The sequence below is a fragment of the Nonomuraea fastidiosa genome, assembly GCF_042751225.1.
Taxonomy (GTDB): domain Bacteria; phylum Actinomycetota; class Actinomycetes; order Streptosporangiales; family Streptosporangiaceae; genus Nonomuraea; species Nonomuraea fastidiosa.
The window spans coordinates 2,879,586-2,894,272 of the sequence record NZ_CP170570.1 but is presented as its reverse complement, the minus strand read 5'-3'; the positions used below and the strand labels follow the sequence as shown (position 1 = coordinate 2,894,272).

17 protein-coding genes are annotated in these 14,687 nt (G+C 70.7%); 10 read left to right on the top strand and 7 right to left on the bottom strand.

Annotated features, from left to right (window positions below; genetic code table 11):
- Positions 1–6: 6 nt before the first annotated feature.
- The 5 genes from ACFMQL_RS13120 to nikB all read right to left on the bottom strand — a co-directional run bounded on the left by ACFMQL_RS13120 (position 7) and on the right by nikB (position 4,509).
- Positions 7–654 carry a histidine phosphatase family protein gene (locus tag ACFMQL_RS13120; RefSeq protein ID WP_364064284.1) on the bottom strand — a complete coding sequence of 216 codons (648 nt, stop codon included), beginning with the start codon at positions 652–654 and terminating at the stop codon, positions 7–9.
- A complete protein-coding gene (locus ACFMQL_RS13115; protein WP_364064281.1) occupies positions 651–1,664 on the bottom strand; it encodes a dipeptide ABC transporter ATP-binding protein in 1,014 nt (337 codons plus the stop codon). The genes ACFMQL_RS13120 and ACFMQL_RS13115 overlap by 4 nt, the downstream gene beginning before the upstream one ends.
- Positions 1,648–2,652 carry an ABC transporter ATP-binding protein gene (locus ACFMQL_RS13110; protein WP_364064278.1) on the bottom strand — a complete coding sequence of 335 codons (1,005 nt, stop codon included), beginning with the start codon at positions 2,650–2,652 and terminating at the stop codon, positions 1,648–1,650. Before ACFMQL_RS13110 ends, ACFMQL_RS13115 begins: the two co-directional genes overlap by 17 nt.
- On the bottom strand, positions 2,652–3,485 hold the full coding sequence (locus ACFMQL_RS13105; protein WP_378785800.1) for an ABC transporter permease: 834 nt from the start codon (positions 3,483–3,485) through the stop codon (positions 2,652–2,654). Before ACFMQL_RS13105 ends, ACFMQL_RS13110 begins: the two co-directional genes overlap by 1 nt.
- A 100-nt stretch (positions 3,486–3,585) precedes the next feature.
- On the bottom strand, positions 3,586–4,509 hold the full coding sequence (gene nikB / locus ACFMQL_RS13100) for a nickel ABC transporter permease (RefSeq protein WP_364064272.1): 924 nt from the start codon (positions 4,507–4,509) through the stop codon (positions 3,586–3,588).
- A 536-nt stretch (positions 4,510–5,045) separates the two neighbouring features.
- Between nikB and ACFMQL_RS13095 the strand changes: the two genes are divergently transcribed.
- The 4 genes from ACFMQL_RS13095 to ACFMQL_RS13080 all read left to right on the top strand — a co-directional run bounded on the left by ACFMQL_RS13095 (position 5,046) and on the right by ACFMQL_RS13080 (position 7,678).
- Positions 5,046–6,008, top strand: a complete 963-nt coding sequence (locus ACFMQL_RS13095; RefSeq protein WP_364064269.1) for a DUF6772 family protein — start codon at positions 5,046–5,048, stop codon at positions 6,006–6,008.
- Positions 6,009–6,012: 4 nt separating this feature from the next.
- The gene (locus ACFMQL_RS13090) at positions 6,013–6,348 is read left to right on the top strand and encodes a hypothetical protein (protein WP_364064267.1); all 336 of its coding nucleotides are present in this window, start codon (positions 6,013–6,015) and stop codon (positions 6,346–6,348) included.
- Positions 6,349–6,378: 30 nt separating this feature from the next.
- Positions 6,379–7,431 carry a LacI family DNA-binding transcriptional regulator gene (locus ACFMQL_RS13085; protein WP_364064264.1) on the top strand — a complete coding sequence of 351 codons (1,053 nt, stop codon included), beginning with the start codon at positions 6,379–6,381 and terminating at the stop codon, positions 7,429–7,431.
- A 148-nt stretch (positions 7,432–7,579) separates the two neighbouring features.
- Positions 7,580–7,678 carry a zinc-binding dehydrogenase gene (locus ACFMQL_RS13080; RefSeq protein ID WP_364064753.1) on the top strand — a complete coding sequence of 33 codons (99 nt, stop codon included), beginning with the start codon at positions 7,580–7,582 and terminating at the stop codon, positions 7,676–7,678.
- Positions 7,679–7,714: 36 nt separating this feature from the next.
- Here ACFMQL_RS13080 and ACFMQL_RS13075 read toward each other — a convergent pair whose 3' ends face one another.
- Entirely contained in the window at positions 7,715–8,119 is a 405-nt protein-coding gene (locus tag ACFMQL_RS13075) for a hypothetical protein (protein ID WP_364064261.1), read from the bottom strand.
- 132 nt (positions 8,120–8,251) lie between these two features.
- Here ACFMQL_RS13075 and ACFMQL_RS13070 point away from each other — a divergent pair, with 132 nt between their 5' ends.
- Positions 8,252–9,061, top strand: coding sequence for a hypothetical protein (locus ACFMQL_RS13070; RefSeq protein WP_364064259.1), 810 nt, complete (start codon positions 8,252–8,254; stop codon positions 9,059–9,061).
- 6 nt (positions 9,062–9,067) lie between these two features.
- Here the strand turns inward: ACFMQL_RS13070 and ACFMQL_RS13065 are convergent, their stop codons facing one another.
- Positions 9,068–9,481: a nuclear transport factor 2 family protein gene (locus ACFMQL_RS13065; RefSeq protein WP_364064257.1), complete on the bottom strand. Its 414-nt coding sequence runs from the start codon at positions 9,479–9,481 to the stop codon at positions 9,068–9,070.
- A 459-nt stretch (positions 9,482–9,940) separates the two neighbouring features.
- Between ACFMQL_RS13065 and ACFMQL_RS13060 the strand changes: the two genes are divergently transcribed.
- The 5 genes from ACFMQL_RS13060 to ACFMQL_RS13040 all read left to right on the top strand — a co-directional run bounded on the left by ACFMQL_RS13060 (position 9,941) and on the right by ACFMQL_RS13040 (position 14,683).
- Positions 9,941–11,164: a riboflavin synthase gene (locus ACFMQL_RS13060; protein WP_364064254.1), complete on the top strand. Its 1,224-nt coding sequence runs from the start codon at positions 9,941–9,943 to the stop codon at positions 11,162–11,164.
- 208 nt (positions 11,165–11,372) lie between these two features.
- Positions 11,373–12,725 (top strand): hypothetical protein, encoded by a 1,353-nt coding sequence (locus tag ACFMQL_RS13055; protein ID WP_378785799.1) that lies wholly within the window; start codon positions 11,373–11,375, stop codon positions 12,723–12,725.
- Positions 12,722–13,270 carry a hydrogenase maturation protease gene (locus tag ACFMQL_RS13050; protein WP_378785798.1) on the top strand — a complete coding sequence of 183 codons (549 nt, stop codon included), beginning with the start codon at positions 12,722–12,724 and terminating at the stop codon, positions 13,268–13,270. The genes ACFMQL_RS13055 and ACFMQL_RS13050 overlap by 4 nt, the downstream gene beginning before the upstream one ends.
- Positions 13,176–13,628 carry a hydrogenase/urease maturation nickel metallochaperone HypA gene (locus ACFMQL_RS13045; protein WP_378785797.1) on the top strand — a complete coding sequence of 151 codons (453 nt, stop codon included), beginning with the start codon at positions 13,176–13,178 and terminating at the stop codon, positions 13,626–13,628. The genes ACFMQL_RS13050 and ACFMQL_RS13045 overlap by 95 nt, the downstream gene beginning before the upstream one ends.
- Entirely contained in the window at positions 13,625–14,683 is a 1,059-nt protein-coding gene (locus ACFMQL_RS13040) for a hydrogenase expression protein HypE (protein ID WP_364064243.1), read from the top strand. Before ACFMQL_RS13045 ends, ACFMQL_RS13040 begins: the two co-directional genes overlap by 4 nt.
- Positions 14,684–14,687: the final 4 nt, after the last annotated feature.

Below are 14,687 nucleotides of genomic sequence, written 5' to 3'. Positions count from 1 at the left end.
TCCGATTCAGTCGGTACGCGTGGCGTCCGCCGCCCACGCGGTCGGCGCGTTGTACTCGACCACCGCGTTGCCCCGCTCGCCCCGGTAGTCGATCACCGTTACGGAGGTGTTCACCGGCGGGGAGAAGGCGAGGTGGCCTGGCTCGGGCAGGCCGAGCGCGGCGGCCGCGGCCACCCGGATCGGCCCGCCGTGGCAGAACACCATGACGCTCTTGCCGGGACCCGCCTGCTCTGCGATGTCGACGAGCGCGGCCCACACGCGCCTGCGCATGTCGGTGAACGTCTCGCCGCCGCCGCGCCGCGGATCGCCGCCCCGCGCGGCCTCGGCGAGCACGTCGGGGTACGCCGCGGCGATCTCCGTGAACGTGCGGCCGACCCAGTCGCCGATGTCGGCCTCGCGCAGCCGGGGATCCCGCTCGGCCGCGCCGCCGGCGAGGCGCAGGAACGCCTGCGCGGTGTCCCAGGCGCGCGGCAGGTCGCTGGAGACGACCAGGTCGGGCCTGCCGAAGCGGGCCTTGAGCACTTTCGCCGCCGTCTCGGCCTGCTCGATCCCGGTGGCGGTGAGCCCCGAGTCGGCCTGTCCCTGGTAGCGCTCCTCGACGTTCCACAGCGACTCGCCGTGCCGGACGAGGATCAGCCTGGTCGCGCCGCTCATCGGGCACCCGCCGGGGTCGCGGGCAGCTCGGGGAAGTGGCAGGCCGAGACGTGCTCGCCCAGCCGGTTGGTGAGCGCCGGCTCCTCCGTGGCGCAGCGGTCCTGCGCCTTCCAGCACCGCGTACGGAAGCGGCACCCGGACGGCGGCGACACCGGCGACGGGATGTCGCCCTTGAGGATGATCTGCTCGCGCGGTGGCCCCGCCCACGGCCGGGTCACCGGCACCGCCGACAGCAGCGCCTGCGTGTACGGGTGCTCGGGCGCCTCGAAGATCTGCTCCGTGGTGCCCTGCTCCACCACCTTGCCGAGGTACATCACCGCGACCTCGTCGCTGATGTGCCGCACCACCGACAGGTCGTGGGCGATGAACAGGTAGCTCAGCCCCATCTCCTCCTGCAGGTCGACGAGCAGGTTGAGCACCTGCGCCTGCACCGAGACGTCCAGCGCCGACACCGCCTCGTCGCAGATCACCAGGCGGGGCCGCAGCGCGAGCGCCCGCGCGATGCCGACCCGCTGGCGCTGGCCGCCGGAGAACTGGTGCGGGTAGCGGTCGGCGTGGTCGGGGTTCAGCCCGACCCTGGCCAGCAGCTCCCGCGCCTCGGACGCCCACTTCTCGCGGGGCAGCACACCGGGGTTGACCAGCCACGCCTCGCTGATGATCTGCTCGACCGTGAGCCGGGGGTTCAGCGACGCGTACGGATCCTGGAAGATCATCTGGATCTGCCTGCGCACCTGCCGCAGCTCGTCGCCCGGCAGCTTCAGCAGGTCCTGGCCGTCGAAGAGCACCTGGCCCGACTCGGCGGGCGCGAGCCCGATGATCGTGCGCGCCAGCGTCGTCTTGCCCGAGCCCGACTCGCCGACCAGGCCGAGCGTGCGGCCCTTGGGCAGGTCGAACGAGACGCCCGACACCGCGTGCACGGCGCCGATCTTGCGGCGCAGCAGCGCGGAGCGTACGGGGAAGCTGGTGTGCAGGTCTTTGACCGACAGCAGAGGCTCAGCCGGTGACGACATCGGTGACGACCTCCTTCGCGTGGTGGCAGGCGGCCCGGTGAGAGGCGGGACGCTCGGGCAGCGGCAGCAGCTCGGGACGTTCGGCGGCGCAGACGTCGGTGGCGTACCGGCAGCGGGGGCGGAACGGGCAGCCCGACGGCAGCCGGGTGAGGTCGGGCGGCGACCCCTTGATGGGCGTCAGGCGCTCGCGCGGGCCGTTCAGCTCGGGGATCGAGGCCATCAGGCCCTGCGTGTACGGATGCCCGGTGCGCTCGTAGACCTCCCGCAGGTCGCCGGTCTCCACCACCCGCCCGGCGTACATGAGCTGCACCCGGTCGGCGACGCCGGCCACCACGCCGAGGTCGTGGCTGATGAGGATCATCGCCATCCTGTGCTCGGCCTTCAGCTCGGCGAGCAGCGCCATGACCTGCGCCTGGACGGTGACGTCGAGAGCGGTGGTGGGCTCGTCGGCGATGAGCACGCGCGGCTTCAGCGCGATCGCCATCGCGATCATCACGCGCTGCCGCATGCCGCCGGAGAACTGGTGCGGGTAGTCGTCCACCCTGCGGTCGGCGGCCGGGATGCCCACCCGGTCCATCAGCTCGATCGCCTTGCGCCGCGCCTCGGCGCGGGACAGGCCCTGGCGGCGCCGGAACAGCTCGCCGATCTGCGCGCCGACGCGGAAGACCGGGTTGAGCGAGCTCAGCGGGTCCTGGAACACCATGGCCAGGTCGGTGCCGTTGAGCTTGCGGGTCTCCGAGCGCGGCAGCGCCAGCAGGTCGCGGCCCTTGTACAGGATGCGGCCTCCGGCGATCTGGCCGGCGGGGCGCGGCACGAGACCCATCAACGCCTGGGCGGTGACGCTCTTGCCGCTGCCGGTCTCGCCCAGGATGGCCAGCGTCTCGCCCTCGGCGAGGTCGAAGCTGACCTTGTCGACGGCGGTGATCGTGCCCGCCCGGGTGCGGAAGCGTACGGTCAGGTCCTGCACCGACAGCAATGGGTCGGCCATCACATGCTCCTCAGCCGCGGGTCGAACCGGTCGCGCAGGGCGTCGCCGAGCACACCGAAGCTGATCACCAGGGCGGCGAGGGCGATGCCGGGGATCGTGGAGATCCACCACGCGTTGGACAGGTAGTCCCGGCCGTTGGCGATGGTCATGCCCCAGCTCGGCGTGCTGGCCGGGGTGCCGAGGCCGAGGAAGCTCAGTGACGCCTCGGCCAGGATCACGTGGCCGAGCTCCACGGTCGCGACCACCAGGATCGGCGCGATCATGGACGGCAGGATGCTGCGCGTCAGCAGGTGCCAGGTGCGCGCGCCGAGCGTGCGGGTGGCGTCGACGAAGTCCCTGTTCTTCAGCCCGAGCACCTGGCTTCTTGTCACCCGGGCGAACGTCACCCAGTTGGAGATGGACAACACGATCACGACGTTCACCACGCTCGGCCCGAGTATCGCCGCGATGAAGATGGCGAGCAGGATCGACGGGAACGTGAGCTGGATGTCGGCCAGCCGCATGAGCACCATGTCCAGCCAGCCGCCGAAATAGCCCGCGGCGATGCCGGCGGCCACGCCGATGAGCCCGGCCAGCACCAGCGTCGCCACGCCGACGGTGATCGACACCCGCGCGCCCTGCATCATCTGGGCGAGGATGTCCTGGCCGACCTGGTCGGTGCCGAAGACGGCGACCTGCCCGTTCGCCAGCGTGGTGCCCGGCGGTTTCAGCCGGGAGCCGAGGTCGGTGGCCACCGCGTCGTACTTCAGCAGGATCGGGCCGAAGATGGCGGCGAGCACGTAGAGGCCGATCACCGACAGCGAGACGATGATGCGCAGCCGCCCGATCTTCACCCGGGTCTTGCTCTGCTTCGGTTCGCCGCCGGCGGCTCGGCCGGGTCCATCACGGTCACCGCCTCGCCTGGCAGCACCTGGTCCATTGGCCTGTCCATGGTCACCGTCCCAGCCGGATGCGCGGGTCGAGGTAGCCGTACAGGACGTCCACGATCAGGTTGATCAGGACGAACCCGCCGGCGATCAGCAGGATCGCGGCCTGCACGACGTTGTAGTCGCGGGCCGAGATGGAGTCGATGAGCAGCCGCCCGACGCCGGGCCAGGAGAACACCGTCTCGACGATCACCGCGCCGCCGAGCAGCTTGCCGAACTCCAGGCCGGCCACGGTCACGATCGGGATGATCGCGTTGCGGATGGCGTGCAGGAAGATGACCACTCGCTCCGGCAGGCCCTTGGCCCGCGCGGTCTGGATGTAGTTCTCGTGCACGACGTCGAGCAGGCCGCTGCGGGTCAGCCGGATCTGGATCGCGATCAGCGGCAGCGCGAGCGTGACGCCCGGCATGATCAGCCGGTCGAACCCGCCGTGGCCGCCGCTTGCGAAGATGTGCAGCTGCCGTGCGAAGACCAGGATGAACATGATGCCGATCCAGAACGACGGCATCGACTGCGCGAGCAGCGCGAACACCGAGACGATGCGGTCGGCCAGGCGGTTGACCCGCAGCGCGCCGACCACGCCGAGCGCGATGCCCAGCACCAGGCCGATCACCATCGCGACGACGGCGAGCTGCAGGGTGAGCGGGAACCGGTCGAGCACCAGGCCCATCGCGTCGGCGTGGTAGCGGTAGGAGTCGCCGAAGTCGAACCGCACCACGTCGGCCAAGTAGATCCCGTACTGCACGAGCAGCGGCTGGTTGAGCCCCATCTGCTCGCGCAGCTGCTCGATCTCGTCGGGGGTGGCGTCGGAGCCGAGGATGAGCAGGGCCGGGTCGCCGGGAACCAACCGCAGCACCAGGAACACGATGGTCACGGCGCCCCACAGCACGAACGCGGCGAACAGCGAGCGCCGGATGAGGTACGCGGTCATGGCCGGCCCGCTCGCTGTCGGTGGGCTTCCCGTTTCAGCATCGACAGGCAACTCCAGATAGAGCCATGACGCCGTCGGCGCATGGCGGGATTTTCGGGGGCTTGAGGGGATCGGCCGGCGGGCGGCCGGCCGATCTTGAGAGAGGGACGAATACGGGGGGAGGGGGCGGCGGGGCACCGGCCGGCGGTGTGGCCGGAGTGTTTCCTGCCGGGAACATTAACGTTAATGCGATTGCTGGCTGATGCTAGGATGACCGGCCCCGACCGTCAAGGGTCCGTCCCCCGTCTTCTGCCGCTCCAGCGCTCGCGTACGGCCTCTGGCGATGCATACTACCTGCGCAAACGTGCGGTGGTAACAGTTCGTCACCGCTACGCTGTGAGGGTCTCGGGCCACGTGGGGTGGCCACCCAAGGGTTGACCGCCGCGCAACATTAACGTTAACGTCCGACTGCGACCGCATGACTCACTCCGGTCGATCGGTCGGGCGTAGGCATTCGCGACTCTTTTGTGCCAAGACCTTTTCAGGAGCATTCGGCGATGACCACGACGGAGCGGCCCGACCTGGCCGCAGAACTTCGTACTGCCATTTTGTCGGCAGACCCGAGACTGTCGAAGTTTTCCCCGCTTCGACGCATTCTCGCGTACGACGACTTCAATTCGGGGACCCACGGCTGGACCGAGTTGCTGGGCAACTACAACGGCAACGGCGACCTGTCCACCGTGGACGACCACATGCGGGACTTCCGGCCCCCGCAGCTGTCCAACTGCACGTTCTTCGACATCGGCAGCCACGGCGCGATGACCGGCTCGTACGCGCTGAAGCTGGCCACCCGGCCGTACACGGGGCACACCGCCACCGCCATCAGGCGGCTCACCATGAGCGGGCGCGGCCTGCTGCAGATCGAGGCGTACTTCACGTACAAGGCCGAGGCCACCATCGACGGCAGCGCGAGCGACGAGTTCGGCGACGTCACCTGGGACGGCAACCTGCACCCGTCGGAGGCGCAGTTCGGCTGCTTCACCGTGGCCACCGACCTGTGCGGCGACGGCGGCCTGCGCTATCACACGGTGGCCCGCTACATGAACACGTCGCTGGACAACAAGCTCAAGCGCCAGTGGATGTATCCGATCGTGCCGGAGCCGACGCCGCGCGAGCACCTCGAAGGAAAGATCAAGCTGGAGTACGGCGCCGACTTCACCGCGCCCAACCCCGAAGACTGGCATCCGTTCGGTGAACCGCAGGAGCTCTGCTACAACGAGGTGCCGACGAAGGTCAACTGGCATTACCTGCGCTGGGTCATCGACACCGAAGCACGACGTAACGTCGAGTTGCAGGTCAACGATCGCATCATGGACATGTCGGACGTTCCGGTGCCGCCGTACAAGGAGCGCTACGACTCCCTGGAGAACCTGCTGAATTTCTACTTCTCAGTACGGACCCACTCGACGGTCCGCAACTTCCTCTTCCTTGACTCGGTACTCATTTCCACGGAGTGGTGACGTAATGCGGCAGGTGCAGACGGCGGTCCTCGAACGGGACACGACGTTCGATTCCGACTTCGCCACGGAGCCGTACGAAGTGGCCTGGGCCGGCGAGGCGCGGTTCTTCATCCACACGCTCGCCACCTCCGGCCAGGACACCGAGGTGCGGCTGGTCACCCAGATCTCGCCGGACGGCCTGACCTGGTGCGACCTCGACGGCAAGGAACATGTCATCAACGGACCCGGTTTGGTGACATGGCCGGTAGATCATTTCGGACAATGGTTGCGGTTGCGCGGCACGGTGACGGGCACCGACCCGTCCGCCAAACTGCGCATCTATCTCACGGTCAAGAGCTGAGAGCGACCGCGGAAACCGACCAGAGGGGGCATGCGAATGGCTGGGGCTCGACGTCATACCTTGCGGGACATCGCCGCGACGTTGAACCTTTCCGTCAACACCGTCTCGCGTGCCCTCTCCGGCAAGGACGGCATAGGTGAGGAGACCAGGGCCCGGGTACGGGCCGAGGCCGAGCGGGTCGGCTACGTCCCCAACTCCATGGCGCGCTCGCTCGTCCTGGGCTCGGCGATGACCTTCGGCCTCGCCATCACCAACCCGTCCAACCCCTTCTACGCGCAGCTCATCTCCACCATCGAGACCCGCGCCCGCTCCCACGGCTACTCGCTGCTGCTCACGGTCACCGAGGAGTCGGAAGAGCACGAGATGCGCGCCGCCGAGTCGCTGCTGCGCTCGTCGGTGAGCGGCTCGATCGTCGTGCCCGTGCAGTCCGGGACCGAGGCGTGGCGGCGGCTCGGCTCCGTGGGCGTGCCGACCGTGCTGATCAACCGTGATCTGCCCGACCTCGGCTACCGCTTCGTCGGCACCGACAACGAGCTCGGCGGCTACCGCGCCACCTCCCACGCGATCGAACGCGGCGCCCGCTCGATCGTGGTGCTGGAAGAAGATCTGCCGATCACCACGATCGACCACCGCATCGCCGGCTTCCGCCGCGCCATGGCCGAGGCCGGGCTGCCGGTGCCGCGCGGCAGCATCATGCGGGTCCCCACCCGCCGCCACGAGCAGGCCGCGCTGCCTTGGCAGCCGCAGCAGGCGTACCAGGTGGCCCGCCGCATGCTGCGCAGGACCCGGCTGCCCGACGCGGTCGTGGCCGGCAACGACTACTTCGCACTCGGCCTCTACCGGGCGCTGGAAGAGCACGGGCTGAAGGTGCCCGACGACATGATGGTGATCGGGTTCGGCGACCACCCGTTCTCCGCCTTCCTGTCGCCGCCGCTGACCACGGTGCGGCTGCCCGCAGAGGAGATCGGCACCATCGCGGTGGACCTGCTGCTCGAGGAGATCTCGGGTACGCCCATCGCCCGCCCGCTCAAGCAGCTCATCGCCCCCACGCTGGTGGAACGCGGCTCGACCCAGCGGAGCTGACGGCCGTCTCGGGCCGGTGAGGCGCTGCGCTCGCTGGGGACGTCAGGCGGCGCTGGGAGCCGTCCTCCCTCAGCGAGGCTCAGACAGTCCAGCTCGATGACGCCCAGTCGGGGGTGGACGAGCCGCTTGCGGTCGGAACGGCGCGGAGATCGTCGCCGACCGCACCGTCCCGCTGGCGGACGCCGCGTCGGCGTACGATCACGTCGCCCGGGGCCACGCGAAGGGCAAGGTCATCGTCCGGCCGTAACGCGGGAGCCGAGGCTGGTGCTGCTCGCCGTTCTGCTCACTGTGCTCGGTCTGTACGGCCTGCGCCGCCGCGACCTGGGCGCATCCTGAGCGCGACGATCACCGCGAGGACGGCGATCGCGGCCATGGCCAGGAAGGCATCGGAGTAGGCGGCGGCCGCGTCCCCGGCGTGCAGCGGGTTGAGCGCGTCCGCACCGGCCTGCTGCCGCGCCGTCACCAGCACGCCGAGAACGGCGGGACCCGCGCCCGCGCCGAGGAACTGGGCTCCCTGCAGGATCCCGAGGCCGGCTCCGGCCTGCTCGGGCGGCAGCGCCCGCGCGGCCGCGCTGATCATCGGGGTCAGCACGAAGAAGAAGCCGACGCTGAGCCCGAGTATCCCGACCCCGGCGGGCACCATCACCACGGCCCCCGCACCCGGCTGGAGACCCTTCACATCGACCACGAGCAGCGGCCATCGTCGATCCCGGAGAATTTGATCATGAAGCTTCCCTTACCGCCGCGAACGCTCTCAGCCGCCCTCCTGGTCGTCGTCGCAGCTTGCTCGACCGAGCCGGCGCCTCCTCAAGAGCGCCGGGTGACGAGCGCGAAGGACCTCGTCCTCCCGCTGGACGCCTACGACCTGAACGCGGTCGAGCGTTCGGTCGTCCAAACCGCGCGTTACCACCTGATCGAGCGCTGCCTGTCGCGCTACGGCCTGCCGTTCAAACCCCACGACACCCGGCCGGTCACCTATCCCAAGAACGCCTCCTACCTCGGCTGGCTCGGCGCGAAGCAGGTCGGCACGTACGGCTACAGCGGCCCGCGCGGTCAGCTCGCGGAGGTCGCGGCGGCCGTGGACGGAATCCGCGGCTACCTGATCCCGCCGAGCCAGGACGCGGTGCAGACCGGAACGGTGAAGAGATTCCGCGGCAAGCCCGTGCCGCCCGAGGGGTGCGACGGGGAGGCGCAGCGCAGGCTCAACGGCGACGCCCCGGGCCCCGACGGCGTCGCGCCCGCCAAGCCGCACATCTACAAGCAGCTCTACGTCTACATGGACGACGCAGCGGAGATCGCGTACCAGGACGAACGCATCAAGGCCGCGAACGCCGCGTGGAGCGCCTGCATGCGCGAGGCCGGCCACCGCTACGCCATGCCCGCCGAAGCGGAGGCGGACCCGCGCTGGGCGAGCAGGCGTGACACCGAGCCGCCGACGAAGGACGAGCTCAGCACGGCCGTCGCCGACGAGCGCTGCCGCCTTCAGGTGAATTACAGCGGCGCCCGGCTCGCCGCGTACGCCGACGCCCAGCGGGCGGTCATCGCGCGGCACAAGCAGGAGGTCGAACGCCTGGCGACCCTCCAGCGCACCCGGTACGCCAATGCCCAGAAGGTGCTGGACTCCGCGTGACGCGGGTCAGGCGTACTGCAGGTCGGCCTTGACGATGCGCCCGCCGCCGACGGTGAAGTCGTAGTGGGCGCGCCAGCCGTCCGAGCCCGCCGGAGCCCAGTACACGAGCAGCTTCTGACCGTCGGCCCGCTGCTCGGCGACCTCGATGACCCGCAGCGACCCGCCGATCACCTCGCGGTCGGCCCATGCGCGGATGGCGTCGTGGCCCTTGATGCTGCGGGAGACGTCCACGATCTCGCCGTCCGGCGCGAAGGACGCGACGAGGGCGGCCAGGTCCTTGGCGTTAACGGCGTCCACGTACGCCTGCGCCTCCGGCACCACCTGCCCAGAGGCGGACGTGGCGACGGTGGGGGATGGCTCGATGGCCGCGCCGGCACCGCAGGCGGCGACCATCAGAAGAGGTACGCAAACCAGCAGCACCGCCCACCACCTGAGTGCCGGAAAAGAGGGTATCGGTCGGGCGATCATGGCCCCGATGATGCGACCGCACACTCGCACACGTCCAAGACCTGTAGCCATAACCAAGAGCTATGGCGTCGGGCACTTGCGGCCACAGCCGCCTGCGGGCCGGATAACCCGAGGACACGAGCTGCGCCCTTCTGCCGGGGAGATCCGGTCCGGTTCATCCTGCATCCCTTGGCGATCTCTCCGCAGCAGCGGTGGCCTCTTCATCGGCCTCGGGGCGGGAGTTATCGTGAAGGCGGTGCAAAGCCAGGTGTGGCGGTGACAGCCCGCCGGTTTCTCCCGTCGGAGGAACGATCCGGTGTGATTCCGGAGCCATGCGGTGATACCCCGCCCCCTTCTCGGACTCCGATGATCGGGTCCCTGACGCCATCGGGCCGCGAGCGCGGCCGGACACCAGCGTGAAAGGGGAAGGGCATGTTCACCGGCAGAATCCACGAGATCGGCGTGATCGAGTCCGTCGGCGCGAACGACGTCGTCATCAGGGCGCCCAAGTGCGCGGGACGGCTGGCGCCCGGCGGGTCGCTGAGCGTGGCGGGGATCCGCCTGACCGCCGAGCACGTCGAGGGCGAGCTGATCAGGATGTCGGTCAGCACCGAGACCCGCCGCCGCACGACGTTCGACGAGATGCCGGAGCCCGGGCGGCGGGTGAACCTGGAGACGCCGCTGACCGTCGGCGACCCGCTGGACGGGCATCTGGTGCAGGGGCACGTCGACGGCGTCGGCAAGGTCGTACGCGCCGACGAGGATCCCGGGCTGGGGCGGCGGCTGTGGATCCGGCCGCCGGACCGGTTCATGGCCAAGGTCATGGCGAAGGGCTCGATCGCGGTGGACGGCGTGAGCCTGACCGTGGCCGAGGTCGTCAAGGACCGCTTCTCGGTGGCGCTGATCCCGTCCACGCTCGCCGGGACGACGCTGGCCGAGCTGTCCGTGGGCGACCGGGTCAACCTGGAGTCGGACATGGTGGGCAGGCTGGCGGCCGCGCCCGCCACGGCGAGCGCGCACGTCGCCAAGGCGGTCGCCGCGCTGGGCTGGGCCGGGCACCTGTCGGGCCGGGTCGGGGTGGAGAAGGCGGTACGCCAGATCGCCGCGGGCGGCGCGGTCATGGTGTGGGACCCCGCCCGCGAGGCCGAGGGCGACGTGATCTTCGCGGGGGCGGGCCTGCGCCCGGCGGCGTTCACGTTCCTGCTGACCGAGGTGTACGGCTACCCGTGCGTGCCCTGCGCGCCGGAGGTGCTGGAACGGCTGGAGATCCCGGCGCTGGACGGCCCGGGTGACCGCCACGGCACGGCCTTCCACGCGCCGGTGGACCTGGCCGCCTCCACCGGCACCGGGGTCAGCGCCGCCGAGCGCGCCGCGACCGTACGGCAGCTCGCCCGCCCCGACGCCACGCCCGCCGACTTCGTCACGCCGGGCCACGTCATCCCGATCGCGTCCAGGCCGGGCCTGCTGCGCGAGCGCGCCGGGCACACCGAGTCGACCGTCGCCCTGTGCCTGGCCGCGGGCCTGCCGCCGGTGGGCGTGTGCTGCGAGGTGATGCGCCCGGACGGCGTCATGGCCGGGGCGGCGGACCTGGAGGCGTCCGCGCTGCGCTGGGGCCTGCCGCTCGTCGACATCGACGACCTCCGCACGTGGCTGTGAGGCGGTCCGCGAGGCAAGGCGGTGGCCAAATCCTGTTGGGGTGGAGCGGGCGTTCGGAACGCAAGCCCCGATTCCCGCCCGGATGGATCACCAAGAACCGCTAAGTGAGGACTGCACCTAGGGGAGTGGCTCACCTACTTGTCCCAGGTCGGCGTGGCTATACCGAGAAGAGTCACATACGACCAGGGGAAGCAAGGGGGCCACTCCCGTGGAGGCGAACGACATCGACGCCGTGCCCGGTTTCCGGGCCGCGCTGGCGGTGGCGGACTCCGTCCTGTACGAGGGCTACCTGCTCTATCCCTATCGCCGTTCATCGCCGAAGAACCAGGTCAGGTGGCAGTTCGGCGTGCTGCTGCCGGAGTCGTGGGCGAGGGCGCACGACCTTGAGGGCGGCGGTGTGGCGGGTTCGGCGGAGTCGTGGTGGCAGCAGACGGAGTGCCTGCTCGTCGCGCCCGCCGGCGCCACCGTACGGGGCCGGCTCCGGTTCCTGCAGCTGCGCCGCCGCACGCCCGAGGAGCGGCTGCCGGGCGGCGGCCACCGGGCGGCCGACCGGGTCGGCGACGTGCTGGGCTTCGACGAGGGGGTGCCGCGCGAGCTCGACGTCGCGGCGTCCGTGGCGGAGCTGCTGGCCGGCGAGAAGCTGCTCAACCTCAAGATTCCGGGCTCGGAGACGGTCAGCCCGCTGCCCGGCGGCGAAGGGCGTACGCGGTGGCGCGAGTGGCCGCTGAGCACCCGGGTGACGCTCTCGCTGACGCCGTGCAAGGTGACCGCGGACGCGCCGCTGCGCGCGGGGGAGAGCCTGTTCAAGCTCCGCGTACGCACCGAGAACGCCACCCTGGGCCCGCCGCGGGACGCGCCCAGGGACGAGGCGCTGCCGCACGCCCTGATCGCCTGCCACACGCTGCTCACCGTGCCGGGCGGCCGGTTCGTCTCGCTGCTCGACCCGCCCGGCTGGGCGTGCGAGGCGGCCGGCAAGTGCGTGAACGCGCAGACGTACCCGGTGCTGAGCGGCGAGCAGGTGGTGCTGTCGTCGCCGATCCTGCTCTACGACAACCCGCGCGTCGCCCCGGAGAGCCCCGGCGACCTGCACGACGCGACCGAGATCGACGAGATCCTGTCGCTGCGCACGCTGACGCTCACCGACGCCGAGAAGCGGGAGGCGCGCGCAACCGACCCGCGCGCCGCCGCCATCATCGACCGGGTCGAGGCGATGACCCCGGAGGACCTGGCCCGCCTGCACGGCACGATCAGGGACCCGCAGAGCCCCGCGCCCTCGTGGCACCCGGAGGCGCACAGCGACACCGTCGAAGTGGCGGGCAAGGTCGTGCGCAGGGGCAGCAGGGTGCGGCTGCGGCCCAGGCTGCGCGGCTCTGATCCGCAGGACATGTTCCTCGACGGCAGGACCGCCCTGGTGGAGGCGGTGCTGCAGGACGTCGATGGCGCCCCCCACCTCGCGGTGACGCTGGAGGACGACCCGGCGGCCGAGCTGAACCAGTGGTACGGCCGCTACCGCTACTTCTCGCCCGACGAGACCGAGCCGCTGGACGGTGAGCCCGCATGAACCGGGTGCTGGTGGCCGGGATCGGCAACGTCTTCCTGGGCGACGACGGGTTCGGCGTCGAGGTGGTCCGGCGCATGGATCCCATGGCCGTGCCGGCGTCGGTACGGGTGGCCGACTACGGCATCCGCGGCGTCCACCTGGCTTACGAGCTGCTCGGCGGCGCGTACGACACGCTGATCATGGTGGACGCGGTCGAGATCGACGGACCGCCCGGCACCGTGGCCGTCCTGGAGATCGACGACGAGCCCGTCCCCGAAACGTCGCCGCCCGTGAACGGGCACGGCATGCATCCCCAGGCGGTGCTCGACCTGCTCGCCAGGCTGGGCGGCCGGGTGCCCAGAGTGCTGCTGGTGGGCTGCCGCCCCCAGACCATCGACGAGGTCATGGGCCTGTCGGAGCCCGTCGCCGCCGCCGTCGAAGGCGCGGTCGCGGCGGTGACGGCACTGGCGTGTGACGAGGCCCACCGACGAGCCGACCCACCAGCCGACCCAGCAGCCGACCCAGCAGCCGACCCAGCAGCCGACAGGGAGCGCGCCGATGCATGAGACGGGAATGTGCGACGAGATCGTCCAGGCGCTGCTGCGCAGGGCGGAGGGACGGCGGGTGGCCGCGGCACGCGTCCGCGTCTCGTTCGCCGGGCACCGCGCCGACCCGGAGGTGGTCGAGCAGGGCTTCCGCGTGGCCGCGGCCGGTACGCCGGCCGAGGACGCGCGGATCGAGCTGATCATCGAGCCGCCCGCGGTGAGCTGCGGCGGCTGCGGCGCGCGTACGCCCGCGACCGACGCGCTCGCGCTCGTCGCCTGCCCGCGCTGCGGCGGCGTGGACGTCGAGCTCGCGGCCGACGCCGGGGTCGTCGTCGAGTCGATCACCTACCAGCAGGACGCCAGCGAGGTGCGCGCATGACACAGACGCAGCAGCAGGGCGGCACGACCGCCGGCTACGACGAGATGCACATCCTGTGGATATCCGAGGGCATGAGCTGCGACGGTGACACCGTCTCGATCACCGCGGCGACGCAGCCCGCGATCGAGGACGTGGTCAACGGCAACATTCCCGGCCTGCCCAAGGTCCACCTGCACAACAAGGTGCTGTCGCCGAGCCTCGGCGGCGAGGACTACCTGGCGCCGTTCAGGGCCGCCGCGCGCGGCGAGCTGGAGCCGTTCATCCTCGTCATCGAGGGCTCGGTGCCCAACGAGAAGATCAACGGCGACGGCTACTGGACGTCGTTCGGCAACGACCCGGAGACCGGCCAGCCGCTCACCCTGAACACCTGGATCGACCGGCTCGCCCCGCGCGCGTGGGCGGTGGTCGCCATCGGCACCTGCGCCACGTACGGCGGCATCCACGCGATGGCCGGCAACCCGACGGGCTGCATGGGCCTGGCCGACTACCTCGGCTGGGACTTCCGCTCGACCGGCGGGCTGCCGATCGTGAACGTCCCCGGCTGCCCGGTTCAGCCGGACAACTTCATGGAGACCCTGACCTGGGTGCTCTACCACGCCGCGGGCAGCGCGCCGCCGCCCCCGCTCGACGAGATGCTGCGGCCCCAGTGGCTGTTCGGCAAGACCGTCCACGAGGGCTGCGACCGGGCCGCCTACTACGAGCAGGCCGACTTCGCCCGCGACTACAACTCGCCCAAGTGCCAGGTGAAGATCGGCTGCTGGGGCCCGGTGGTCAACTGCAACGTGCCCAAGCGCGGGTGGATGCGGGGGATCGGCGGCTGCCCGAACGTGGGCGGCATCTGCATCGCCTGCACCATGCCGGGCTTCCCGGACAAGTTCATGCCGTTCATGGACGAGCCGCCCGGCGGCCACCTGTCGTCGGTCCTGATCAAGCCGTACGGGGCGTTCGTCCGCAGGATGCGCGGCCTCACCAACCACACCGTCAACAGAGAGCCCCGGTGGCGGCACAACCGTGAGGCGCTGACCAGCGGATACAACCCGCGCTGGCGCCCGTAGAGCC

What these genes read in the sequence shown, in the direction of transcription:
- ACFMQL_RS13120 (WP_364064284.1), bottom strand. Translation starts at nt 654, where the DNA reads ATGAGCGGCGCGACCAGGCTGATCCTCGTCCGGCACGGCGAGTCGCTG.
- ACFMQL_RS13115 (WP_364064281.1), bottom strand. Translation starts at nt 1,664, where the DNA reads ATGTCGTCACCGGCTGAGCCTCTGCTGTCGGTCAAAGACCTGCACACC.
- ACFMQL_RS13110 (WP_364064278.1), bottom strand. Translation starts at nt 2,652, where the DNA reads ATGGCCGACCCATTGCTGTCGGTGCAGGACCTGACCGTACGCTTCCGC.
- nikB (WP_364064272.1), bottom strand. Translation starts at nt 4,509, where the DNA reads ATGACCGCGTACCTCATCCGGCGCTCGCTGTTCGCCGCGTTCGTGCTG.
- ACFMQL_RS13095 (WP_364064269.1), top strand. Translation starts at nt 5,046, where the DNA reads ATGACCACGACGGAGCGGCCCGACCTGGCCGCAGAACTTCGTACTGCC.
- ACFMQL_RS13090 (WP_364064267.1), top strand. Translation starts at nt 6,013, where the DNA reads ATGCGGCAGGTGCAGACGGCGGTCCTCGAACGGGACACGACGTTCGAT.
- ACFMQL_RS13085 (WP_364064264.1), top strand. Translation starts at nt 6,379, where the DNA reads ATGCGAATGGCTGGGGCTCGACGTCATACCTTGCGGGACATCGCCGCG.
- ACFMQL_RS13060 (WP_364064254.1), top strand. Translation starts at nt 9,941, where the DNA reads ATGTTCACCGGCAGAATCCACGAGATCGGCGTGATCGAGTCCGTCGGC.
- ACFMQL_RS13050 (WP_378785798.1), top strand. Translation starts at nt 12,722, where the DNA reads ATGAACCGGGTGCTGGTGGCCGGGATCGGCAACGTCTTCCTGGGCGAC.
- ACFMQL_RS13040 (WP_364064243.1), top strand. Translation starts at nt 13,625, where the DNA reads ATGACACAGACGCAGCAGCAGGGCGGCACGACCGCCGGCTACGACGAG.